Origin of the sequence: Parasphingopyxis marina, from assembly GCF_014237875.1 — a bacterium.
Lineage (GTDB): Bacteria > Pseudomonadota > Alphaproteobacteria > Sphingomonadales > Sphingomonadaceae > Parasphingopyxis > Parasphingopyxis marina.
Window position 1 is genome coordinate 655658 of sequence record NZ_JACJVJ010000002.1, and the last position, 21317, is coordinate 676974.

Sequence of the window (21317 nt, forward strand, 5' to 3'; positions counted from 1 at the left end):
TCACTCCCACTCCCCATAGAGCGCCGTGAAATTGAGCGTGTCGACGACGCCGTGGAGCAGGATCATCGGCCATAAATTGCCGCGATAGAGCAGGAACATGCTGCCGAACGCGACGCCGATCGCGCCGGTCACGATCAGCCCGCGCCAGCCCTGATAGTAGAAATGGCCATAGCCGAAGACGAGCGCCGCGAGGATCACCGCGAGCAGCGCCCCCCAGGGGATGCCGGCGAACGCCGCGCGCAGCCGGGTGATCATATAGCCGCGGAAGAACATTTCCTCGAAGAAACCGGCGGAAATCCAGGCGATGGCGACCCAGAGCAAGTACAGCGGCAGGTTGCCGCGTATGTCTCCCCAGCGATCCTCCACGCCCTGCGGCAGCTCGGTCATGAAATCGAGGCCCAGCGCCGGCAGGCCGAACGCCGTCGCTCCCACCGCGATAGCGAAGGCGACGAACGCGAGCAGCGCCATGGGCACCACCATCAGCTTGGCCCGGATGCCGGGCAGCGGCACGAGCCCCATGTCGCGCCAGCCGATCCCCTGCCGCCGCATATACAAGGTCACGAGCAGGATCATCACGCCGAGCGACACCGGCCCGGCATAGCGCCAGAAGAAGAAGGTCATCGCGTAGCGCAGCAACAGCGCGACCGCGACGAAGCCGGCGACCTCGGCGAGGATAGCGAGCCGGTTCGGCGGCGAAGGCGGAGCGGCGGGCGGGGTTTCGGTCAAAACCACTTCGTGTATTATTATTCTAATACAGTCGAGAGCCGGTCAGACCGCCTTCATATCGGCGAGCTTCAAATTCTCGATGATCCGCTGGGTGGTGAAGACGCGCGCGGCCTCGCTCAGATCCTTGCCGAGATGCCAGTCGAGGATCTTCATCGTTTCGGGGACCGGCGGGACGAGCAGCACATCGGCCTGGGACAGGCTTTCGCGCACCGCGCTGGCGCTCGAAACCACCATCGATCGCGACATGATCTCCACGATGCTCGGAAATTCCTGCTTCGCCTTGCGCCGGAACAGCACGTCGCGCAGCAGCTGCCCGCGCGTGCGCAGATGGTGATATTTGGTTTCCAGCCGCCAGTCCTCGCCCGCGTCGCTGCGCAGCGAGACGACGACGTTGGGCCCGGCCTTGGCCTCCCGCATGATCGTCACCGGGATATTGTCCAGCACCCCGCCATCGACCAGGATATCGCCTTCCTCGGTGATGAAGGGCGGCAGGATCGTCGGCAGCGAGCCCGAAGCGCGCACCGCGTGCCAGAGCGGCCCGCGGCGATGCACGTAAACGCTGTTGGTCGAAAGATTCGTCGAGACGCCGAAGAAATTATACGGCAGGTCCGCGATATCCTTCTCGGTATAGCGCTCCTTCAGCTCCTCGTCGAACACCCGGGGATCGAGGATCGAATGGACGGGGATCGTCATCCGCCGCATCGCCTTTTTGCGGATGAACATCTCCTCCATCTGCAGGATCGTCTGTTCGGGCGTCAGCCCCTGGGCGAGCGCCCCGCCCATCGCCGCGCCGGCGCTGGTGCCGCCGTAGAAATCGATCGGGATGCCGTTTTCGACCAGCGCCTGCATCACGCCGATATGCGCGCAGCCCAGCGCCCCGCCGCCCGCCAGCACGACGCCGTTGGCCTTGCCGCTGAGGAACCGCCCGACCCGCGCGAAGGACGCGTCGCAATCGAGCGGTACATGATGATGGGTCTTCACATTGCGGCTATCGAGCCAGCGGCCCGACCCGGTGATTTCCTGCGCTTCGCGCTCGCGCCACAGGATCAGCGTGCGATTGGCGCGCAGGAACAGGGGTATGGCGTAATCTTCGAGCTCGGACCGCGCGCATTCCTCCTCGAACAGAGGCGCGACAAGCAGCAAATCGTCGGAATTCCGGGCGATGGCGCGATCCCATTCGGGATCGCCGGCGGCGACCAGAATAATGCGTTTCGCACTACGCTCGAGCTCGCCCAGCCAGCGCCCGAAACCCTCGCTGTCCGGCACGATTCCGGCGGGTTTGTCGGCGATCGTCACCATGCGCGGTTCGCCATGATGCTGCAGCGCCACGCAGATCCGCTCGGCAAAGCCTTCGGGCAGGCCGGTATTGGCCGATGTGATGAGCGCGAGAACCTTGCCGGGCTTCGCTTCCATCGCCTGGGCGGAGCGGGTCGCGATGGCGAGGCGCTCGGAAACCGCGGCGAGGATACCATCGGCGATTTTCGGGTGCTCGGCGACGACGCCGTCATAGGCATCGCGGGACAGTTCGTAGACCGTGCTGTCGCGGCTGGCGCGGACATCGGCCGTGCGGGTGCCGCCGGAGAAGAAGGCAAGCTCGCCGACCGGCTCCCCGGCCCCGATTTCCGCGACCACGCGGCCATTGGGCAGCTGCACGTAAAAGCGGCCCGTCAGCACGAGGAACAGCGCATCGGCTTCCTCGCCGTAGCGTACCAGATAATCGCCGCCCTTTATGGGGACGGCCTTCGCGGCATTCTGCAAGGCCTGCAGCGCGGCTTCGTCAAGCCCTGCAAAAGCCTCGACCTGTGAAAAGTCGTTCGCCATCCTCGCGCCCCTCTCAAGTCCCCCGGGTGCGACCCTCTGGTGGGTAATGCCTTCGTTCTAGCGGACTTTGTGCGCGATTGGGAAGAGAGCAGCTAACGCATCAGTGCGATCAGCCCGGGAAGTTGCAATCCGGCGGCGATCAGCAACATCGCCAGCATGAACAGGCTCAGCCCGATGCCCTTGCGCAGCGACAGCCAGCCCCAGCGGCCGCGCGGGGCGTCGGCGGACGCCGCCCTGCCCCCCGCGGCAGCGCGTTTGGCGTAGATTACCGCGCCCGACATCGCGACCAGGGTCAGCAGCGCGCCGGCCAGGAACCAGAGCGTCTTCGACCAGTAACCGGCGAAATTCCCCATATGGACGGGGTCGGCGGCCTCGGAAATCCGCTGGTGAGCGCTCGCATCGCTCCCCGAATGCCGCCCCGCCACCTTGTTGCCGAAAATATCGACGAAGATCGCATTGGCGCGCGGGCGGACGAGCAGCGTGCCGTCCTGCCCGTAAAAGCCGAGTGCGGAGCCTGCAGGGCCCGGCCAGCCGATCTGCCGGACCGAAAGCTCGGGATAGTCGCGCCGGGCGAGCGCCAGAGCTTCCGGCAACGCGCGGGCGACCTCCCGGTTGGTCAGCTTTACATCGTCGACGAACGGGGTTTCGAAGGCCGGCGCGGGCGCCGCGAGCTGCTCCACCAGGTACCAGGCGCCGGTCAGCGCGAAGACGAAACCGAAGGCCAGGCTCCAGGCGCCGACGAACCGGTGGAGATCGCCCCAAAAGGCCCGGCTGCCGCGTCCGCGCCGCGGCCAGGCGAGAAAGCCCCGCCACCAGCGCTTGTAGACGATCATGGCACTGATCAGGCTCCCCAGCAGGAACAGGCTGGTCAGGGTCACCAGCGGGATGCCGATACGATCGGGCAGCAGCCAGTTGCGATGGGCCTGGCGCAGCAGTGCCTTGGCGCTGAGCATCGCGCCCTCGCCCTGCACCGCGCCGGTCTCCGGATGGACGTACAGCACGCGCAGCCCGCCATCGGGCCGGGTCATATAGACTTCGGCGGCGAAGATCGGCGAAACCGGCGCCTCGATCAGGTCGAAGGCGAGATCCGGCTCGTAATCGGCGGCGGACCGCGCCACGGCGGCCCAGTTCGTTTCCCCGCTTACGCTCGATGGCGCGACGCGCGATTCCGGCGTCAGCAGCCAGTCGATCTCGCTCGAAAAAACGGCGAGCGTGCCGGTAAGGAAGACGAAGGCGAAGACCAGCGACAGGCCGAGCCCGATAAAACTGTGTATTCGGAACCACATGCGGGCCCGGCTCCTCTTTATGCGGAGGGGCTTTTCGTCCAGATTCGCCGATCGTGCAACTGTCGCCATGGCCGCCGCCATAGCGTTCTGCTTTTGCAAGTCAATCTCAATAGCAACAATACGGCGCCGCTATTCCTTTTTCGGCAGGCGATTCTCGAACAGCCGCACGATCACGAAGATCACCAGCGCCAGCACGGTGGCGACGGAAGCGACCGCATAATAGCCGGCACCGCAGGCGACGCCGATGGCGCCCGACATCCACATGCCCGCGCCGGTTGTCAGCCCGGAAACATCGCCGCGGCGAATGATGATCGTGCCGGCGGCCAGAAAGGCGACCCCGGCCGTCACGGCTTCGATGATGCGGATGGGGTCGGATCGGATACCGGATTGTTCGTCGGAAAGGCCGAGGCTCATCTCGACCGTGATCACGGTGAAGAGCGCGGCGGCGAGGCCGACCATCATATAGGTGCGTAGCCCCGCAGGGCGCTCCTTGCGCTCTCGCTCCAGGCCCAGAATGCCGCACAAAAGCACGGCGATGCCGAGCCGCATGGATATTTCCAACAGGGTTTCCGCCGTTTCGGCGTTGCCGGGCAACCAGTCCATCACCGAGAAACGGCCGTGCGGGAAAATGGTTGCGCCGGGCCTGCGCGATCAGGCCCGGCCATAGGCGTCTTTCAGCCATCCCTTCACCTCGCCATCGACGTCGCCGGGCCGTTCCAGCCGCACGCGGTGCGAAACCATGGCGTTGAAACTGCCCGACGCTTCCAGCCGCCCGGATGGCTCGACGCCCTTCAGGTTCAGCCCGAGATCGACCCGCGTCTTCGTACTGGGCTGGACAAGCCCGAACTGCTTGGAACGGCGCAGGCTGACATAGGTTTTTTTCGGCGCCAGTTCCGCATCCGCGCCGAAACTCTGCACCGCCTTCACGATGGCATCGTAAATCGGCCTGAGCGCCGCCTTGTCGCCCGCATATTGCGCGGCCACCAGATCGCCGGCCTGGGTCGCCCCGCCCGCTTCGAGCGCCTTGTGCGCGACGAGATTGGCGAAACCATGGCTCATGCCGTGCTCGGTCTTCAGCATCTTGACGATCGCGCCATGTTTTTCGACGCCGGCCTTCGCGACGATGCCGAGCCACGCGTCCAGCGGCTTTCCGGTCTTTTCCGGCATGTTCGCGATCATCGAAGCGGCCATTTCCTCGGGTGTCGCCATCTTTGCCTCCCTTTCTCGATTTCTTCTCCCCTCCACGGGGCGGGCCTATGTCACTTTTCCAGCTTCCGAATTCTATCGAACGACCAGTTTTCGCTGCGACAGACCCGGGGCGTGAACCAGCCCATGACGGGGCCGAGCATCATCACCATCTTGCCGCTCATCAGCGGCTTGCCCGTTTCGACCAACGATTTGAGATTTTCGGTGATGAACGGCCCGCCCTGCGCCATCGACTTTTCGGTCTTGGTGCCGACCGGCACATTCTCGGTGATCAGGGTGAATTCGGTACCGCCGGCGATTGCCTTCAGCTCGTAGATCACCGTGCAGGGCGCATCCTCCATATTGGTGAATTTGAACGTATGGGCGTAGCGATGGGGCGGGCTGAATTCGAGAACCTCGCCGACCACGCTCCGGAACTTGCCGTCTTTCGTTTCCATCGCGATCGGCGCGCCGGGCTCCAGCGACCCCGGCGTGCGGCAGATCGCCCCGAAGAAGAAGGGTAGCGCGTCGTCGGTCTTCACCAGCGTGTTCCACACCGTTTCGATCGGTGCCTCGATCGTCACCTTGTAATAGGCGCGTTCGGCCGTTCCGGCCTGCGCCAAGGGCGTGTCCCCGGTCGCACTGTTCATGGCTTTTCTCCCTGCTCTGCCTTGCGCGCCGCGGCTTCGGCGGCGAATTTGATGCCGGTCACCCGGCCTGCCCAATGGGCGCTATAATCATCGGTCCAGCGATCGTGGATGAGCTGGATCGGCGCGGCGTTCAGATAGAGCCGCCGCGTCCGCCCCTCCTTCTCGCTGACCACCAGGCCCGCTTTTTCCAGCACCGCCAGATGGTTCATGATCGCGATCCGGCTGACATCGAAGGACCGGGCGAGCGCCCCCACTCCCTGCCCCGGCTTTTCGCGCAGCAGGTCCAGTATCTTGCGCCGCGCTTCATGGGCGAGTGCGTGGAAGAGTTGGTCCATATCCGATTCGGTAATCATGTAATTACATTATTACATATTGGAGCCGAGTCAAGCGCCCCTGTGCGCACCGCGCGTTTACATCGTCCCGCGTTGCGTTAAACCTTGCCGCCAACAGACGGTTTTACGGGGAGCCTGCAGATGACGACCGACGCGCCCGCATCGGGCATGGAAGCGGTGATCGACCGAGTCACGAATGTCAGCGATTTCATCTGGGGCGGCACCTGGAATGGCGATCCGGTGATCAGCCTGATGGGCCAGGCCATCCCGCCGATGGTGATCATCCTGCTGGGCGCCGGCCTCTATTTCATGATCGGCCTGCGCTTCTATCCCTTGCGCAAGCTGTTCAGTTCGCTCGCCGGCATCTTCAAGAAATCGGACAAGGAAGGCGAAGGCGAGATTTCGCCCTTCGCCGCGCTCTCGACCGCGCTATCGGGCCAGGTCGGCACCGGCAACCTGGCCGGCGTCGCGACCGCCATCACCCTGGGCGGGCCCGGCGCGATTTTCTGGATGTGGGTGACGGCCCTGTTCGGGATGGCGCTCGCCTTCGCCGAAGGCTCGCTCGCCGTTCGCTATCGCGAACGCACGGCCGAGGGCGTCTATCGCGGCGGCCCCATGTCCTACATCGCCTACGGCCTTGGGCCCAAATGGAAATGGCTGGCGATCCTCTTCTGTATCGGCACCCTGTTCTCGGCGCTCGTCACCGGCAACGGCATCCAGGCCAACAGCTTCGGCGATTCCGTCCATGAACTTACCGGCCTGCAGGAACGGATAGGCGGCGCAATCGCCGCGGTCGCGGTGTTCGTGGTCATCATCGGGGGCATCAAGTCCATCGGCCGCGTCGCCGAAACCATCGTCCCGTGGATGGCCGGCGCCTATATCCTGATGGCGATCATCGCGCTGATCATCAACTTCCCCTATCTGCCCGAAACCTTCGGCCGGATTTTCTCCGGCGCCTTCGGCTACGACGCCGCGGCCGGCGGGTTCCTCGGCGCGATGATCATGATCGCGATCCGCGCCGGCGTCGCCCGCGGCCTCTTCTCGAACGAGGCGGGGCAAGGCTCGACCCCGATCGCCCACGCCGTCGCGCAAACCAACGACCCGGCAGCCCAGGGCCGGTTCGCGATGATGGGGACATTTATCGACACCATCGTCATCTGCACGATGACGGCGCTCGTCATGCTGACGGTCAGCGGCGAATTCACATCGACCGACGCCGTCACCGGCGCGGTGACGACGGTGGAGCATGCCTGGCAATCGGACCTTAACGGCTTCGCGATGACCTCGGGCGCGTTCGCGGCGGCCTTCCCCTTCGAAATCGCCTCGATACCGATCGGCACATTGATCGCCTCGGTCGCGCTGCTGCTGTTCGTCTTCACGACGCTGCTGACCTGGAGCTATTATGGCGAGCGCGCGATCACCTATCTCTACGACATGGTTCCCGGCGCCAGCCTGAAAGGCGAAAAGCGGCTGCACTTCCTGTGGAAGCTGCTCTGGTGTCTCGTGATCTATATCGGCTCCTATCAGAATCTGGAGCTGGTATGGCGGCTCGGCGATATCTCGAACGCCGCGATGGCGTTGCCCAACATCGTTGCGCTGATGGCGCTCTCGGGCGTCGTGTTCGCGCTGGCCAGGGGGGTCCGCGATGCCGGCCCCGATTATGGCCGCGACACACCGGGCGAATTCGTCAAGGAAGCGACGATCGCGCCGGGGGACAACGCCTAGCGCGATCGCCCCGCGCGAACAGAGAACCGCCTAGTCGAGGCCGAGTGCCGCGCGGATCGCGCGCCAGTCGATCAGCTTGAAATTCTGCGTCCCCGCCGGCGTCATGCCGTCCTGCACGACCATCAGGCCACCGGGAAATTGCGGACCGAGATTGGCGGTGCTGATCGCAATGCCGTCGGTTTCGGTCGTGCCGTCGATGCCGTTGCCATCGGCGACGTAGAAGCGGCCGACATAGCGATAATCGGGCAGCGCATAGACGGCATAGGCGCTGTCGCCCTGGCTCGACGCGACGAGATAACCGCCATCCGCCCCTTGCGGCGCCAGCGCCAGTCCCTCGACATCGGGCACCAGCCGGGCGCCATCGGCTTGGACGACCAGCGTCCCGCGCCCCGTCGCAAGATCGAAACGCCAGATGCCCGCCGCTTCCTCGCCGACATAAAGGCTGTTGGTACGCGGATCGACGACGCAGCCCTCGGGTTGGCTCGGCACGGTCATGGTCCGCACCGTCCCGGAAACGGCCGTACCCTCGAGCGCGATCGACATCTGGTAGATCGAGCCCTGGGTCGTGTTCACAAAGGCGAAAAGCTCGCCTTCGGGCATCAACGCCATGCAGAAACCATAGCCTTCGCCCGGCCCCGCCGGAACGCGGAGGATCGGTTCGAGCGCGACCGGATCGGTATTGAGCCGATAGAGCGCGACATGGGCATTGGCGATGTCGTTGCGGTCGCTCGCGGCAACGATGACGGCTTCCTCGCCGCCGAACGACACGCCATCGACAAGATCGACATTGTTGACGCGCCCCGCTTCGGCAAAGGCCCGAACCGTCCCGTCGAGGCCGTAGACATAGAGGCCGGCCTGCTTGTCGGTACCCACGATCAGGCTTTCCGCCGGGTTGGCGCTGTTCACCCAGATCGCAGGATCGTCGGCGGCATCGTCACGACTGGCGACGGGCTGGGTCTGGCCGCTGGCGGTCACCGGGATGCCGCGCGCCGGATCGGGCGGCGGCATGGTAGCGCAGCCGGCTAGGGTGGCGGCAAGCGCCGCGAGCGATACGCAAATCCTCATTCTACTTCCCCCGTCAGAACCGCATCCGGGCGCCGAACTTCATCGTCCAGCTATATTCCTCATACTGAAGAATCCGCCGCTGGCCGTTATAATTCTGATAGGCGAAATAGGGTTCGTCGGTGATGTTGATCCACTCCCAGAAGAACTGGAGGCGTTCGGTCGCGTTGAACCGCGCGCTGGCATCGAGCTGGAAGTGATCCTGAACATAGCGATCCTCTTCCGGCGCGCCGCCCAGCTCGTCGAGATAGCCGTCGCGATAGGTGCCCGCGAGGCGAACCGAGAACGGCCCCTTTTCATAGCCGAGCACGATGTTGAACGTGTTCTCCGACGATGAGGGCAGCGGAATGCTGCGCGGCACATTGTCCTCGTCGAGCACCGTCCCCTCGGCATCGGTATATGTATAGTTGAAGTTGAACAGCAGCCCGTCGAACGGATCCGGCAGGAAGGTGAAAGCCTGGGCGAAGCTGAACTCGATCCCGAAAATATCGGCGCCCTCGCCGTTGATCGGGATCACCGCTTCGTCATAGGCGATGCCGTTATAGATGCCGCCGTCGCCATCGTTGAAATCGACGATGAAGTTGTTGATATCCTTGTAGAACAGGTTCGCAGAGATCGCGCCGTTGGAGCTGAAATAATATTCGACCGAGGCGTCGAAATTCCAGGCTTCATAGGGCAACAGATCGGGATTGCCGAACTCGCCTTCGCGCTCGTCATCGTCATTCTGCTCGACCGCGAAGATCGGCGCGAGATCGCCGAGATTCGGGCGCACGAGGCTGCGATAGCCGGCCGCGCGGACGACCAGATTGTCGATCGGTTCCCAGCGGACGTTGAGGCTCGGTAGCCAGTCGGTATAGCTGCGCGTGAAATTGTTGGGCGTGACCACGACGATATCGTCGTCGAGCACCACGCCGCCAAAGGTCGCGCCCTCCTCGATCAGCTCGGTCGTGCTCGCGCTGATGTCGTTCTCGGTATGCTCGACCCGGACGCCGCCGATCACCCGCAGGGTGTCGCTGTCCCACCGGCCCAGCAGATAGCCGGCATAGATATCTTCCTGGTTCACATAGTCGGACACCGACGAATCGAACTGGGTGTCGATATCCTGCAGTTCGAAATCGCCGAAATTGGCGTCGAAATAACGGCGCGGACCGCTGAAGCTCGCCACGGGCCCGATATCGGCGATCCGATAGGTGGGGAAGCCCGCGGCATCGGCTAGGGTGAAAGTCCCGGTATCGTCTTCGTAGAATTCGACATTGGCATCGTAGCTCTTCTCGCGCCAGCGGGCCTGGGCGCCGGCCTGGACGGTGAAATCGCCGCTCGATGTCGGGAAGACATGGGCGACATTGAGCCGCGCCATCCATTCCTCGTCCACCGAGTCCGACAGCGCCGTATATTCGATGTCGTCGAGCGCATATTCGGTCGGATCGAAGAACAGGTTGCCGCCGCTCATTACCGAATAACCGGGGATCATCGGGTTGCTGTAATCGATGCCGACGGCGAAGCCCTCATCGTCGAAATCGCGCTCGAAGGTCGCCGGGTCGATCGAACCGTTTTCGCGCTCGGAAGACCGCGACCAGCTACCCGCATAGTCGATCGTCCATGGGCCGGTTTCGGTTTCGCCGCCAAGGCTGATCGAAGCGATCCGCTGGCGCTCGAACCGGTCCTTCAGATCGCGCTCGGTACCGATCTCTTCGTCGGCATCGGAAAACAGGACGTTGTTGCCCGCCCCGCCCGACACCTGGTCGAAATCGCCGAAGTCGAAGCTCAGGCGGCGGCGATATTCCTGGTCGTCGAACTGGCTGAAGATGCCGCGCGCATACAGCGTCGTCGTGTCGCTCGGCCGGAAATCGAAGGACAGCGAAGCGCTGATCCGCTCGCGTTCGACGTCATAGTCGCGATATTCGATTTCCTCGACGAAATCGGTGCCGTCGTCGCCCGTCGTCCAGCCATCGGCCTCGACATTGTCGGTCTCGAAGCGGCGCAGATAATAGGAAAGCCCGCCTGAAATGCCGAAATTGTCGGACAGTGCGGTCGAGAAGTCGATGCTTGCCTTGGGCGTGATATCGTCGCGCAGTTCATTGTAGCTGCCTTCGACGCGCGCGGTGACGAAATTGCTGCGGCTGTCGAACGAACTGACCGTGTTGATCTCGATCGAGGCGCCGATCGTGTCGCCGTCCATGTCGGGCGTCAGCGATTTGCGGACTTCGATCGACTCGATCAGGTCCGAAGAGATCACGTCGAGCGCAACCGCACGGACATCGCTCTCGGGAGACGGGATCCGGGTGCCGTTGATCGAGGAGGAGTTGAGGTTCGGATCGAGGCCGCGAACCGAAACGAAGCGGCCCTCGCCCTGATCGTTGAGGATATTGATGCCCGGCAGGCGGCGCAGCGATTCGGCCACATTCTGATCGGGGAACTGGCCGATCGCGTCGCGGGTCAGCACCGAAGAAACGCCGTCCGCCTCTCGCTGGCGGGAAAGCGCGCTCGCCTGGTTGGCGCGCTGGCCGATGACGAGGATGCCGTAGTCGCTGGTGCCGAGCACGATGTCGGCATTCGCGGCTCCGGTATCGGGAACGCTGATCGTCGTCGTGACGCTATCGGCGCCGACATAGCGGGTTTCGAGCGTATAGTCGCCAGCCGGCACATCGGCGAAGCGGAAGCTGCCGTCGCGGCCGGCTTCGGTGACGCGGTCCAGTTCGACGATGCGAACCTGCGCGGACTGCAGCGCGCGGGTGTCGGTCGCGTCCCGCACCGTGCCGACAATGGTGCCGGCGAGCGCGGGACCGGCGAGCGCGGTAGAAAGGAGAAGAGCGGTGGCGAAACGGGCGCCGGAACGCGCGGCGAAATTCTTGGTCACGAGATGGATCCCCCTGTTGAGTTGGCCGCGCGATAGGAGGCCTGCGTTGCGGGGAGATGATGGTTCGGTGACTCGTATGTGACACGAACGATATTTCTGCTGCGTTGCACAAAAACAATCGAGTGACGGCCCGATCTATCCGCGATAAAGCCCGCCGCCATGCTGAAACGGCTTTACGAATGGACGCTCGACAAGGCCGGACACCGCCATGCCGAGCGTTGGCTCGCGGGGCTGTCTTTCGCCGAATCGAGCTTCTTCCCGATTCCGCCCGATGCGATGCTGCTGCCGATGTGCCTGGCGCAGCCGGCCCGCGCCTTTCGCTATGCCGCGATCTGCACGATCGCCTCGATCCTCGGCGCGATGCTCGGCTATGCCATCGGCTATTTCCTTTTCGAAACGGTCGGCGAGCCGATCCTGCGCTTCTACGGCCTTTCCGCCGAGTTCAGTTCCTTCGCCGAGCGGTTCAACGAGCAGGGCTGGATCATCGTGCTGATCGCCGGCTTCACACCGCTGCCCTACAAGGTCATCACGATCGCCGCGGGCGCAACCGCGATGCCGCTCCATATCCTGATCTTCGCCTCGGTGATCGCGCGGTCGGCGCGCTTCTTCCTTGTCGCCGCGCTGCTCTGGAAATTCGGCGAACCCATGAAGCGGATCATCGACCGGCATTTCGGGCTGATCACGACCGCGGTGGCCATTGCCGGCATCGGCGGCTTCGTTGCCGTCCGCTACCTCTTCTAGCCGCTCAGGCCCAGCCGGCCGTCATCGCGCTATAACCAGGCGGTAGCCGAGATCGCATTCTTCGAGATCGCGCAGATGGGAATAGCGCCGCGCCCATGCGCCGGTTTCCAGATCGTCCGCGAGCCTTTCCAGCCCTTCGTCGACGGTGTCGATCGCCCAGAAGGACGACATGCCCGTCCGGATTCGGGGATCGAGATAGGCCTCGGGCCGCCGCCAAAAGGCGTAGAGAAAACCGTCCGAACAATCGTGCGGAATGGGCACGGCCGAAATCTCCACTGGCCCCAGCCAGTTTCCATAGTCGTCCATGCCGGGCATTTGCGCCTCGTCCAATGCCACGAGCTCCGGAATATAATCCGTCAGCCACGCGCCCCGAAACGAAGGATCGAATGTCAGCAGGACGACCGGACCGCGCGTCACGCGGCGCATTTCCTGAAGGCCCTTCGCCTTGTCGGCCCAGTGATGGACGGTGAGGACCGCCATCGAGGCATCGAAGCTGTCGTCGCCGAACGGCAGGTCTTCGGCACGGCCCCGAATGGCGGGCGCCGCCGAGGGATCCCGGTGCCGGATCATTTCCGCCGACGGTTCGACAGCCGTGACGGCCCGGCCGGCGGGTTCATAGGATCCCGTCCCCGCGCCGACATTCAGGACGGTAGATGCCGATCCGAGCGCCCGTTCGATCGCGGCCGCAATGCGCGGGTCCGGTTTCCGCAGATCGGCATAGTTGATCCCGATCCTGTCGTACGAGCTGGCCATGGCTTCGCGTATCATATCGCGGCGGCGCCTTCATCCATGTCCGGTGCCGGATCCGCGATCCCCGATTTTGCGGTCGATGTCGCACCTGTAATAGACAGGAGCGCGGACCGGGGATACTCTCCGCCTCGTTCGCGCCGGTCGGCGTCTATCCTAAGGGGGAAAATATGAAGTTCGTGTTCAAGCTGCTTGCGCCACTGCTCTTTGCCTTTGCCGCCGCCTGTTCGGGTGGTGGATCCGGCCCCGGCAGCGTCGTACAGGAATTCACCACCGCGATCTCCGAAGGCGATAGCGACGCGATGATCGAGCATATCGCGCCCTCCGATCGCGAAACGCTGCGCCCGAAGCTCGGCCTGATCGCTTCGCTCGCCGCCCAGCAGACCGAACAGCGCGGCGGCCTCGACAGCGTCGAGATCCTTTCCGAGGAAGTCGATGGGGATACCGCCACGGTAACCTACAAGACCCATTATGGCGACGGCACCGAGGAAGAGGATAGCGCAACGCTGACCCAGGTCGACGGCGTCTGGTATATGGCCATCCAGGCCGACGGCAGCTGATAGCAGCCATGTGGCCTAAACGGGCCGGGCTCCTCGCGCCGACCGCCGCCGCGCTTGTCGCGCTGGTATCGGTGCCCGGAAGCTCGGCCCTTTCCGGTTCGCGGATCGAAACCCGGCAGGTCGATACCGCCCTGCTCCGGTCCGGCGATCTCGTTTTCCGCGCCGGACGCGGCTGGGAAGCCGATGCCGTGCGCGTGATGTCGCAAACCGTCTTTTCCCATGTGGGGATTGTCGAGCGGGACGAGCGCGGCCGGATCTTCGTCATCCATGCCGCGCCGCCCGAAAATGGCGGACGGGGCCATGTCGAGCGCGTCTCGCTCGCCGCGTTCAACGCGCCGCATTATGCCAGCGACATCGTTTTCTATCGGCACGCGGGGATGACGCCCGAAGCCGGAGCGAGCGCCGTGGGCCATGCTCGCAGGCTCGCCGAACGCCGCATTCCCTTCGACGAGGATTTCGACCTGGCGGACGATGGCGCGATCTACTGCACCGAGCTGGTGCTGATCGCCTATGAAGAAAGCGGCTCCGCGCTCAGCCCCGAAAGGCTGGCGCGAAACCGCTTTTCCATCGTCGATAATGTCGTGTTTCCGGCCGATCTGCTGCGCTCCGGCAGCTTTACCGAAATCGACGCAGTCGACCGTTCCTGAACGCTTGGCCTTTTCCCGATGAAGACGCCTAGGCGACCGCGCCGATCATCGCCATGTCCGCTTCCAGCATCCGCGCGAAACTGTCGCGCGCGAGGATGCGATCGACGAACGCCCTGAGCTTCGGATAGGCGCCCCAATCGATATTGGCCCGCCCATATTCGAGATTCTTGAACGGCGAGGCGACCGCGATATCGGCCAGGGTCAGGCTATCGCCGACCAGATAGTCGCGGCCGTCGGCCAGCTGGCTTTCGAGATAGGCGAGCACCGGCGGCAGCGTGTTTTCTTCCGCGTTGACGGCGGCGGCCTCGTCGGGCTCCGTGCCCATCAGCCTGGCGACGACGCGGTTCCAGAAGATCGCGCCCATCGGCGGCACGAGCACGGTATCGGCCACCTCTTCGAACCAGAGCACCTTGCCGCGGGCCTCGGCATCTGCGGGTATCATCGCCGTGCCCGGATGCTTGGCCTCCAGATAATGGGTGATCGCGCTCGAATCGGCGAGGCAATAATCGCCGTCGCGGAAACCCGGAATCTTGCCGAAGGGCGAACATTGCTTGAACTCGGGATCGTCGGCGCCCGGGGCGACGGGCTTATGCTCGAAATCGAGTCCCTTCTCGCCCAGTATCGCACCGACCTTGCGGACGAACGGGGACAGGGATGCACCGTAAAGGATCATGGAATCTTCTCCTGACTAAGGGGATGGCCACGGCGGCGCTCCGATCTTATTCAGGATAGTTGCGTTTCGCAACTGAAATAGCCCGCGGCTTGGCGATGCCTCCGCCCGGTTGCGCTCCGTCGCATCCCGCCCCGCCTGTTCGGCGCGGATCTGCCCGCCATATTCGCGGCCGATCTCCTCGCCGAGATCGATCGCCCCCGTTGATGATCCCGGCGATGCCGAAACCTTTGCGGGTCTCCTTGCCCAGGCCGACGATGCCGAAGATGATCGCCAGCAGCTCGGCCGATCCCGGGTGCGGCGGCAGATCGCCAAAGCGGCACGGCACGGCGCAGATCTGGAAAAATATGCAACCAATCAAAGGCTTGTCCATTGGTTAGGTAAGGCCGGACACGCCTCAACCCTTGCGAAATTCGCCTTTCCGGCCACGCGGGTTTCGTCAGAAGAGACGGGAGAACCCCTATGATGCTCAAGGAAAAAACGCATGCGCTGATCTCCAGCAACCGCGTCGAAGGTACCGCCGTGTACGGACGCGAAGACAATCATATCGGCTCGGTCAAGGAATTGCTGATCGAGAAACGCGGCGGCCAGGTCCAGGACGTGATCGTTTCCGTCGGCGGCTTTCTCGGCCTCGGCAGCGACCTGCACAGCCTGCCCTGGAGCAAGCTCGATTACGATGTGGACCTCGGCGGTTACAAGCTCGACGTGACCGAGGAAGAGCTGAAAAACGCCCCGCGCTTCGCAGAGAATGACGCGGAGCGGCCCTATGACCGCGATTACCAGACCTCGGTCTACGAATATTGGACGGTCACCCCCTACTGGTAGAAGGGCGCGGGCTCCGCGTCGCGGACGCCGCAACCTTTCTCTACGGGAATCCCCGCTGCCCCCGCAGCGGGGATTTTCCTTTTGCGCTCCCGCAAGACCGATTTGCAGCCGGGCCGAAACCTCAGCTGGCGTCGTGGAAGATGATGCCGAGCGTGTGCCGCTCGCCCGAACGGACGCGCGAGACGCCGTGGCGCATCGCCATCTTCACCGGGCCGCGCGCCCCCTGCCCCGGCCGATCGCGCACCGCGATGACCGCGGCATCGCCCTGGCGCAGCGGCACGACCTCGGCGCGGCTCTGCATCCGCACGCGCTGTTCGGTGACGATCAACTCGCCGCCCTCGAAATCGCGGTCGGGATCGGAAAGCAGCACGATCACCTGCAAGGGAAACAGCAGCGCGCCGTAAACATCCTGGTGCAGCCGGTTATAATCGCCCTCGCGATAGCGCAGCAGCAGTGGGGTCGGGCGCACCTGCCCGGCCGCATGGCAGCGCTCAAGATAGGCGTCATGGCTATCGGGAAAGCGCGTCTCCCGATCCAGCGCCGCCTGCCAGCGATTGGCGATTGCGGCGAGCGGCGGATAGAGACCGGCGCGCAACGCCGCGACCTCGCCCGGCAGCGGATAGGCGAAATACTGATATTCGCCGCTGCCATAGCCGTGGCGGCCCATGACGATCCTTTTGCGAAACCGCGCTTCCTCGCCATAGAGCGCCGCCACCGCCGCGCAGCGTTCCCGCGAAAGCAGCCCCGGGATCACCGCATGGCCACCGCTGTCCAGTTGCCCGGCAATGGCGTTCCAGTCGATGGCGGCGAGTGCGGGCGTGTCGGTCATGGGCGCATGATAGCCGCGCCGCCGCCCCACTTCATTCCGTTTCTTGCGGCCAAAGCCTAACCCGGCAGCCGATAATGATCGGCGAGCCGGTCGAGCGCGATGACGAGCACGAGCTTGCCCGCCCGCGCCGGCCAGCCCAGCGCGCCCTCCGCCACCCGCAGCCCTTCGCCCGCGCACAGCACGCGCCAGGCGATATCCTCCAGCCCCGGGCCGAGCGCCGCCATCGCCGCCTCGAACCGGCGCTGCGCCATGAGCTGCGCCTCCCCGGGATCGAGCCCGCGCGGCGCGCGCCCCCCGCTCTTGCGTGCGGACTTGCCCTGCGGCGGCGCATCCCATTGCATCGTCACCCGCGGCGGCAGCTGCGCGAGCTCATAATCGCGGCGCAGCGCCTCCCCCGCATCATAATGCCGCGCCGTGACATGGCCCCGCGCGCGCAACCAGGAGAGCGGCGATTCGGCAAGGTTCACCGTCACCGATCGCGCCATCCGCCCGCGCTTGCCCGGCGCCGCGCCGTCCTGCGGCAAGGGCCGTTCGACCAGCAGCCGGGGCCCCTCGTCTCTGTGCTTGGCTGGAGACGCCGAGCGGGCGCGACGGGATTTCGACATGGAGGAGCCCTTTCGGCGAAGAATCGAGGAAAGCGACTCTTGCCACTTCGGCAATAATGTAGGAAAGAGAAAAACCATATTGGTTCGTTTAGAGGATGAGACGTGTCAGAATCTTGCCGCAGCAAGATCGCCGCACCGGCCCGCACCCCACCCGGCCTCCCATTCAGGGTACACTCGTGGGAGGCCGGGTGGGGGTGCGGGCCGGTGCGGAGCCTGAGGCAAAGCCGAAGGTCTGACGAAAAACAGGGAGTAGGTCATGATCACCGCGATCCGTGAGATCCGCAAGGCGAAAAAGCTGACATTGCAGGAGGTTGCCGAACGCTGCGCGCCGCCGACCACGGCCCAGACGATCGGCCGGCTCGAAACCGGCATGCGCACCGTCTCGGTCGCCTGGCTCAACCGGATCGCCGATGCGCTGGGCGTCGAGGCAAGCGATCTCGTGCGCCTGCCCGAACAGGGGGACCTGCCCGTCGCCGCGATCCTGTCTGCCGAAGGCGCGCAGGCGCCGCGCCACGAAACCCGCCTCGCCCCGCCGCGCCCGACCCCGGGCATGGTCGCCGTCCAGGCCGCGACCGGCATCGGCGACTATCGCCCCGGCGACGAAATCTGGTGCGAACGGCTGGAGCCGGACGCCTATGCCAGCGCCCTCAACCGCGACGTCCTCCTCCCCCGCCCCGCCGGCCGCTATCTGTTCGGGCGGCTGATCGGGCGCGAGGGAGACCGGCTGCAGGTGCTGCCGCTGGAAGCCGGCGGCAAGCAGCAGGTGGTCAGCGACCCGCCCTGGATCGGGATGGCGGTGAAGGTGGTGCGGGGATTGTGAGGGGCTTTCTTGCTAGACTAGGGTTTTTCTTACATGCGTGATCGATGACAATTGCCTTGCTCAAGAATTATGCGTTGCGCTGCCGCAACCAGCTTCGTGCAGGCGCCACCAATGTCGAGCAGGCACTGGCGCCCGAGTTCAAGCTGTTGCTCGAAGAACTCATCCCAACGCTCGTAACCGGAGCTGAAATTCAGGCCATTGCCGAATATGCAAAACCTGGCATCGGTCGACCCGATATAGCGCTTAAAAAAACCGGCCAACCCGCCCGCGCCTTCGTGGAGCTCAAGAGCCCCGAAAAGCCAGCCGATCCCGATCGCTGGAAGCTCAAGCACGACAAACGCCAATATGCGAACTTCCAGTCGCTACACCTTTGGGCTGCCTGCAATTTCTCCGAGATCCGACTTTTCCAGCTCGAAGACCCGTTGCTTTCGCCTGCCACCGTCGTTCCCGCCAAGGCGCTCGATCCCGACACACCCGACAAAAAAGCGGATGCACTGATCGATGAGATCGATCCGCAGCCTTTCGAACAAATTGTTACGCGACTCGCCACGGCTGAGCCGCCAAGCGCCGCCAATGCCGAGGAAATGGCGGCCAATCTCGCCCATGCCTCGCGCATCGTGCGTGGCATCATCGCCGACAGGCTTGAGGAACTGGCCGACGAGAAGTCCAAGGGAGCCCCTCTCCAGATCGTGCGCGAGGATTTTCGCAACATCCTCTTCGCTCATCCCGAAGCGGCCGGCTATCGCGGCTCAAGCTTCGACGAGATGTTCTCTTCGGCCTTCGCCCAGACGCTCGCCTTCGGCTTGCTCCTCGTGCGCGAAGCAATAGATGAAAAGGTCGACGAACACGCCTGGGAGCATATGCCCGATATCCACCCGCTGATGCGCTCGACGCTCCGGGTATTGAGCCAGCCGGAAATACAGGAGGAGATGGGCAGCGGGCTCGACGTGATGATCGACACGGTCAACAGCTTCGACCCCGAATTGCTGAAGCCGAAACCGGGCAAGCGCGATCCGATCCTTTATTTCTACGAGGACTTTCTCGAAACCTTCGATCCCGAGGCGCGCGACCGCTACGGCGTCTATTATACGCCGGTCGAGGTGGTGAAATATATGGTCGGCGCGCTGGATAGGGCGCTGCGCGAGAATCTTGATACCAAGGGACTAAGCGACGACCAGGTCACGATCCTCGATCCGGCGACCGGCACCGGCACCTTCCTCCTCGGTATAGCCGAGCGCGTCTTCGCCGATGTCGAGAAGGCCGACGGCAAGGGCGCGGCCGCGCTGGCGCTGAAGGATCTCGCCACGCGCATGTTTGGCTTCGAGCTGCTCGTCGGCCCCTATGCCGTCGCGCATTACCGCCTGCATCACAAGCTGACCCGTCCCGAAGGCGAGAAGGATCCGATGGTCAGGGCGCTCGACCGGCTCGGCGTCTATCTCGCCGACACGTTGGCCGAGCCCGGCACGACCGCACCCGATAGCGCGCTCGGCAAGATGCTCGGCGATCAGATCAGCGAGGAGCGCCGCGAGGCGGACCGGATCAAGACCGAACAGCCGATCCTCGCGATCATCGGTAACCCGCCCTATCGGCGGCTGGAAGCGGGCGAAAACGAGACGCTGATCGGCCGATGGATGGACGAGTTGTGGGATGATTTGAAGGAACCGGTACGGGCAGAGGGTTGGGGCAACCAACTAAACACCTTCCCTGAACTTTCGGTCGCTTTTTGGCGCTGGGCAATTTGGAAACTGTTCGAGGCGGACAACGCACCTGAAAAGGGGATTGTCGCCTTCATCACCAACCGAACCTTTCTCAAAGGCAAGCCCTATGCCGGCTTACGCAAGATGATGCGTGAACGCTTTGACCGAATTGAAGTCATCGACTTGCGCGGCGATGTTCGCCTAGGCGAACGTGCCGGCATCACCGGAGATCAGGGTGTGTTTAACATTCAAGTGGGCACCGCGATTGCGGTTGCAATTTCCACGGGTGAAAAAGCTGCCGACGTCTTGGCGGATGTGCTTTACGTCGACAGCTGGAGTCAGGGACAGTTCACACAAAAGTCAAAGCTTTCATGGCTTTACGAGACATCAGATGTAGGAGAAATGCCGGATATGCTTGTTGTCGAGAGAGGCATGCTCGACGACATGCGGCCTATCCCATTCCAAAATGGAGAATGGATCAGCCTAGGAAAAGCTTTTGATTTCAGATCGTCTGGTATTCAAACAAAACGAGATAGCTTCGCCTATGCTTGCTCCGAAGACGTGCTTTTAGCTCGACTGAATAAATTCAAATCTTTTTCGCAGGAAGCCGCACGCCAACAATTTCATGTAACGGCTGCTCGTTCTGCTTCTGCAGCACAGGCGGAGGAGATCGAGGAAAACTTGATAATGCCCGCTGCCTATCGTCCTCTGGATGTTCGATTTCTCTACAACAAACGCGCGTTTATCGATCGGCCACGGCCAGACCTTCAGGCTGCATGGGGGACTGGCAATCTATGCATGTACACACTGGCAGCGGGCGTTGGACAGGGTGCAAGTGTCTGGTGTCATTCCGTTCTACCAGACAATCATGCCTTCCGCGGTAGCTACGGCGGATATGCCTTCCCGCTTTATGATCGCCGACCCGGCCACGACTCCATAAACCTCTCGTCCGAACTTTTAGACGGCCTCGGCGAAGCCTATGGCGCGCCGGTCGAACCCGAGGCCGTGTTCGACGCGATCCTCGCGCTGCTCTCGGCGACCTCCTACACGACCCGCTTCGCCGAGGATCTCGAAGACGTCTTTCCCCATATCCCCTTCCCCGCCGACCGTGCCGTTTTCGACAACGCGGCCTCAATTGGCGCCGAAATCCGCGCAGTCGAGACTTTCGCGCGCGATCCCGATCCGAAATTTCGGACCGCCAAGCTCGAAGACGAGCCCGAAGGAACGCTCGACGCCTCGGACTGGGGCGAAGGCGCGATGACGCTCTGCGCCGATGGCAGCGGGCGATTGAGCGGCATTCCGGCCGACGTCTGGAAGTTCGAGGTCAGCGGCTATCGCGTGTTGAAGCGCTGGCTCGATGCCCGCGAAGGGCTCGAAGTCGACAAGGCACTCGTCGACCAGATCACAGATATCACCAGCCGGATCGCCGAGCTGATTGATCTCTTCGCGCAGGCGGATACGGTGCTCGAAGCGGCGCTCGCCTCGACCCTGTCGCGCGATAAGCTGTTCGACGACGAAACCGAATAACCGGA

General features: G+C 63.7%; 21 protein-coding genes. 7 read left to right on the forward strand and 14 right to left on the reverse strand.

The window, feature by feature from the left end; translation table 11 throughout:
• From H6P80_RS11950 to H6P80_RS11980, 7 genes are all read right to left on the reverse strand, one after another.
• Window positions 1–726 (reverse strand): CPBP family intramembrane glutamic endopeptidase, encoded by a 726-nt coding sequence (locus tag H6P80_RS11950; protein ID WP_235973876.1) that lies wholly within the window; start codon window positions 724–726, stop codon window positions 1–3.
• Between the two features lie 42 nt (window positions 727–768).
• Entirely contained in the window at window positions 769–2547 is a 1779-nt protein-coding gene (locus tag H6P80_RS11955; protein WP_185801596.1) for a patatin-like phospholipase family protein, read from the reverse strand.
• Window positions 2548–2639: 92 nt separating this feature from the next.
• Window positions 2640–3833: a PepSY-associated TM helix domain-containing protein gene (locus tag H6P80_RS11960; RefSeq protein ID WP_185801597.1), complete on the reverse strand. Its 1194-nt coding sequence runs from the start codon at window positions 3831–3833 to the stop codon at window positions 2640–2642.
• A gap of 129 nt (window positions 3834–3962) precedes the next feature.
• Window positions 3963–4436 carry an MgtC/SapB family protein gene (locus H6P80_RS11965; RefSeq protein WP_185801598.1) on the reverse strand — a complete coding sequence of 158 codons (474 nt, stop codon included), beginning with the start codon at window positions 4434–4436 and terminating at the stop codon, window positions 3963–3965.
• Between the two features lie 48 nt (window positions 4437–4484).
• Entirely contained in the window at window positions 4485–5042 is a 558-nt protein-coding gene (locus H6P80_RS11970) for a DUF4287 domain-containing protein (protein WP_185801599.1), read from the reverse strand.
• Between the two features lie 50 nt (window positions 5043–5092).
• The gene (locus tag H6P80_RS11975; protein ID WP_185801600.1) at window positions 5093–5668 is read right to left on the reverse strand and encodes an SRPBCC domain-containing protein; all 576 of its coding nucleotides are present in this window, start codon (window positions 5666–5668) and stop codon (window positions 5093–5095) included.
• The gene (locus H6P80_RS11980) at window positions 5665–6021 is read right to left on the reverse strand and encodes an ArsR/SmtB family transcription factor (RefSeq protein ID WP_185801601.1); all 357 of its coding nucleotides are present in this window, start codon (window positions 6019–6021) and stop codon (window positions 5665–5667) included. The genes H6P80_RS11975 and H6P80_RS11980 overlap by 4 nt, the downstream gene beginning before the upstream one ends.
• 120 nt (window positions 6022–6141) lie before the next feature.
• Here H6P80_RS11980 and H6P80_RS11985 point away from each other — a divergent pair, with 120 nt between their 5' ends.
• Complete coding sequence (locus H6P80_RS11985) at window positions 6142–7725, forward strand: alanine/glycine:cation symporter family protein (protein WP_221892996.1); 1584 nt, start codon at window positions 6142–6144, stop codon at window positions 7723–7725.
• A 30-nt stretch (window positions 7726–7755) separates the two neighbouring features.
• On the opposite strand, the gene H6P80_RS11990 is transcribed toward H6P80_RS11985, so the two are convergent.
• Together H6P80_RS11990 and H6P80_RS11995 are read right to left on the reverse strand one after the other, a co-directional pair.
• Window positions 7756–8790 (reverse strand): phytase, encoded by a 1035-nt coding sequence (locus H6P80_RS11990; protein ID WP_185801602.1) that lies wholly within the window; start codon window positions 8788–8790, stop codon window positions 7756–7758.
• 13 nt (window positions 8791–8803) lie between these two features.
• Window positions 8804–11644, reverse strand: coding sequence for a TonB-dependent receptor (locus tag H6P80_RS11995; protein ID WP_185801603.1), 2841 nt, complete (start codon window positions 11642–11644; stop codon window positions 8804–8806).
• A gap of 159 nt (window positions 11645–11803) precedes the next feature.
• Between H6P80_RS11995 and H6P80_RS12000 the strand changes: the two genes are divergently transcribed.
• Window positions 11804–12385 carry a YqaA family protein gene (locus tag H6P80_RS12000; protein WP_185801604.1) on the forward strand — a complete coding sequence of 194 codons (582 nt, stop codon included), beginning with the start codon at window positions 11804–11806 and terminating at the stop codon, window positions 12383–12385.
• Between the two features lie 21 nt (window positions 12386–12406).
• On the opposite strand, the gene H6P80_RS12005 is transcribed toward H6P80_RS12000, so the two are convergent.
• A complete protein-coding gene (locus H6P80_RS12005) occupies window positions 12407–13153 on the reverse strand; it encodes a class I SAM-dependent methyltransferase (RefSeq protein ID WP_235973877.1) in 747 nt (248 codons plus the stop codon).
• Between the two features lie 149 nt (window positions 13154–13302).
• Between H6P80_RS12005 and H6P80_RS12010 the strand changes: the two genes are divergently transcribed.
• Window positions 13303–13692 (forward strand): DUF4878 domain-containing protein, encoded by a 390-nt coding sequence (locus H6P80_RS12010; RefSeq protein ID WP_185801605.1) that lies wholly within the window; start codon window positions 13303–13305, stop codon window positions 13690–13692.
• An 8-nt stretch (window positions 13693–13700) separates the two neighbouring features.
• Window positions 13701–14339 (forward strand): YiiX/YebB-like N1pC/P60 family cysteine hydrolase, encoded by a 639-nt coding sequence (locus tag H6P80_RS12015; protein WP_185801606.1) that lies wholly within the window; start codon window positions 13701–13703, stop codon window positions 14337–14339.
• Window positions 14340–14367: 28 nt separating this feature from the next.
• Here H6P80_RS12015 and H6P80_RS12020 read toward each other — a convergent pair whose 3' ends face one another.
• Together H6P80_RS12020 and H6P80_RS12025 are read right to left on the reverse strand one after the other, a co-directional pair.
• Window positions 14368–15012 (reverse strand): glutathione S-transferase family protein, encoded by a 645-nt coding sequence (locus tag H6P80_RS12020; protein WP_185801607.1) that lies wholly within the window; start codon window positions 15010–15012, stop codon window positions 14368–14370.
• A gap of 46 nt (window positions 15013–15058) precedes the next feature.
• A complete protein-coding gene (locus H6P80_RS12025; RefSeq protein WP_185801608.1) occupies window positions 15059–15382 on the reverse strand; it encodes a hypothetical protein in 324 nt (107 codons plus the stop codon).
• Window positions 15383–15471: 89 nt separating this feature from the next.
• Here H6P80_RS12025 and H6P80_RS12030 point away from each other — a divergent pair, with 89 nt between their 5' ends.
• Window positions 15472–15834 (forward strand): PRC-barrel domain-containing protein, encoded by a 363-nt coding sequence (locus H6P80_RS12030; RefSeq protein WP_235973878.1) that lies wholly within the window; start codon window positions 15472–15474, stop codon window positions 15832–15834.
• Between the two features lie 121 nt (window positions 15835–15955).
• Here H6P80_RS12030 and H6P80_RS12035 read toward each other — a convergent pair whose 3' ends face one another.
• Together H6P80_RS12035 and H6P80_RS12040 are read right to left on the reverse strand one after the other, a co-directional pair.
• Window positions 15956–16663, reverse strand: coding sequence for a 2OG-Fe(II) oxygenase (locus tag H6P80_RS12035; protein WP_185801609.1), 708 nt, complete (start codon window positions 16661–16663; stop codon window positions 15956–15958).
• A 56-nt stretch (window positions 16664–16719) separates the two neighbouring features.
• Window positions 16720–17268, reverse strand: a complete 549-nt coding sequence (locus tag H6P80_RS12040) for a DUF6456 domain-containing protein (RefSeq protein WP_221892997.1) — start codon at window positions 17266–17268, stop codon at window positions 16720–16722.
• Between the two features lie 256 nt (window positions 17269–17524).
• On the opposite strand from H6P80_RS12040, the gene H6P80_RS12045 reads away from it, so the two are divergent.
• Window positions 17525–18088, forward strand: a complete 564-nt coding sequence (locus H6P80_RS12045) for a helix-turn-helix domain-containing protein (RefSeq protein ID WP_185801610.1) — start codon at window positions 17525–17527, stop codon at window positions 18086–18088.
• A gap of 44 nt (window positions 18089–18132) precedes the next feature.
• Window positions 18133–21312, forward strand: a complete 3180-nt coding sequence (locus H6P80_RS12050; RefSeq protein WP_185801611.1) for a type ISP restriction/modification enzyme — start codon at window positions 18133–18135, stop codon at window positions 21310–21312.
• The last annotated feature ends 5 nt before the right edge of the window (window positions 21313–21317 follow it).

Bases quoted from the DNA above. Each gene is read 5' to 3' on its own strand.
- H6P80_RS11955 (WP_185801596.1), bottom strand. From the start codon at position 2,547: ATGGCGAACGACTTTTCACAGGTCGAGGCTTTTGCAGGGCTTGACGAA.
- H6P80_RS12015 (WP_185801606.1), top strand. From the start codon at position 13,701: ATGTGGCCTAAACGGGCCGGGCTCCTCGCGCCGACCGCCGCCGCGCTT.
- H6P80_RS11965 (WP_185801598.1), bottom strand. From the start codon at position 4,436: ATGGACTGGTTGCCCGGCAACGCCGAAACGGCGGAAACCCTGTTGGAA.
- H6P80_RS12005 (WP_235973877.1), bottom strand. From the start codon at position 13,153: ATGATACGCGAAGCCATGGCCAGCTCGTACGACAGGATCGGGATCAAC.
- H6P80_RS11985 (WP_221892996.1), top strand. From the start codon at position 6,142: ATGACGACCGACGCGCCCGCATCGGGCATGGAAGCGGTGATCGACCGA.
- H6P80_RS12045 (WP_185801610.1), top strand. From the start codon at position 17,525: ATGATCACCGCGATCCGTGAGATCCGCAAGGCGAAAAAGCTGACATTG.
- H6P80_RS12040 (WP_221892997.1), bottom strand. From the start codon at position 17,268: ATGTCGAAATCCCGTCGCGCCCGCTCGGCGTCTCCAGCCAAGCACAGA.
- H6P80_RS11975 (WP_185801600.1), bottom strand. From the start codon at position 5,668: ATGAACAGTGCGACCGGGGACACGCCCTTGGCGCAGGCCGGAACGGCC.
- H6P80_RS12000 (WP_185801604.1), top strand. From the start codon at position 11,804: ATGCTGAAACGGCTTTACGAATGGACGCTCGACAAGGCCGGACACCGC.
- H6P80_RS12025 (WP_185801608.1), bottom strand. From the start codon at position 15,382: ATGGACAAGCCTTTGATTGGTTGCATATTTTTCCAGATCTGCGCCGTG.
- H6P80_RS11990 (WP_185801602.1), bottom strand. From the start codon at position 8,790: ATGAGGATTTGCGTATCGCTCGCGGCGCTTGCCGCCACCCTAGCCGGC.
- H6P80_RS12050 (WP_185801611.1), top strand. From the start codon at position 18,133: ATGACAATTGCCTTGCTCAAGAATTATGCGTTGCGCTGCCGCAACCAG.
- H6P80_RS12035 (WP_185801609.1), bottom strand. From the start codon at position 16,663: ATGACCGACACGCCCGCACTCGCCGCCATCGACTGGAACGCCATTGCC.
- H6P80_RS11980 (WP_185801601.1), bottom strand. From the start codon at position 6,021: ATGATTACCGAATCGGATATGGACCAACTCTTCCACGCACTCGCCCAT.
- H6P80_RS11970 (WP_185801599.1), bottom strand. From the start codon at position 5,042: ATGGCGACACCCGAGGAAATGGCCGCTTCGATGATCGCGAACATGCCG.
- H6P80_RS12030 (WP_235973878.1), top strand. From the start codon at position 15,472: ATGATGCTCAAGGAAAAAACGCATGCGCTGATCTCCAGCAACCGCGTC.
- H6P80_RS11960 (WP_185801597.1), bottom strand. From the start codon at position 3,833: ATGTGGTTCCGAATACACAGTTTTATCGGGCTCGGCCTGTCGCTGGTC.
- H6P80_RS12020 (WP_185801607.1), bottom strand. From the start codon at position 15,012: ATGATCCTTTACGGTGCATCCCTGTCCCCGTTCGTCCGCAAGGTCGGT.
- H6P80_RS12010 (WP_185801605.1), top strand. From the start codon at position 13,303: ATGAAGTTCGTGTTCAAGCTGCTTGCGCCACTGCTCTTTGCCTTTGCC.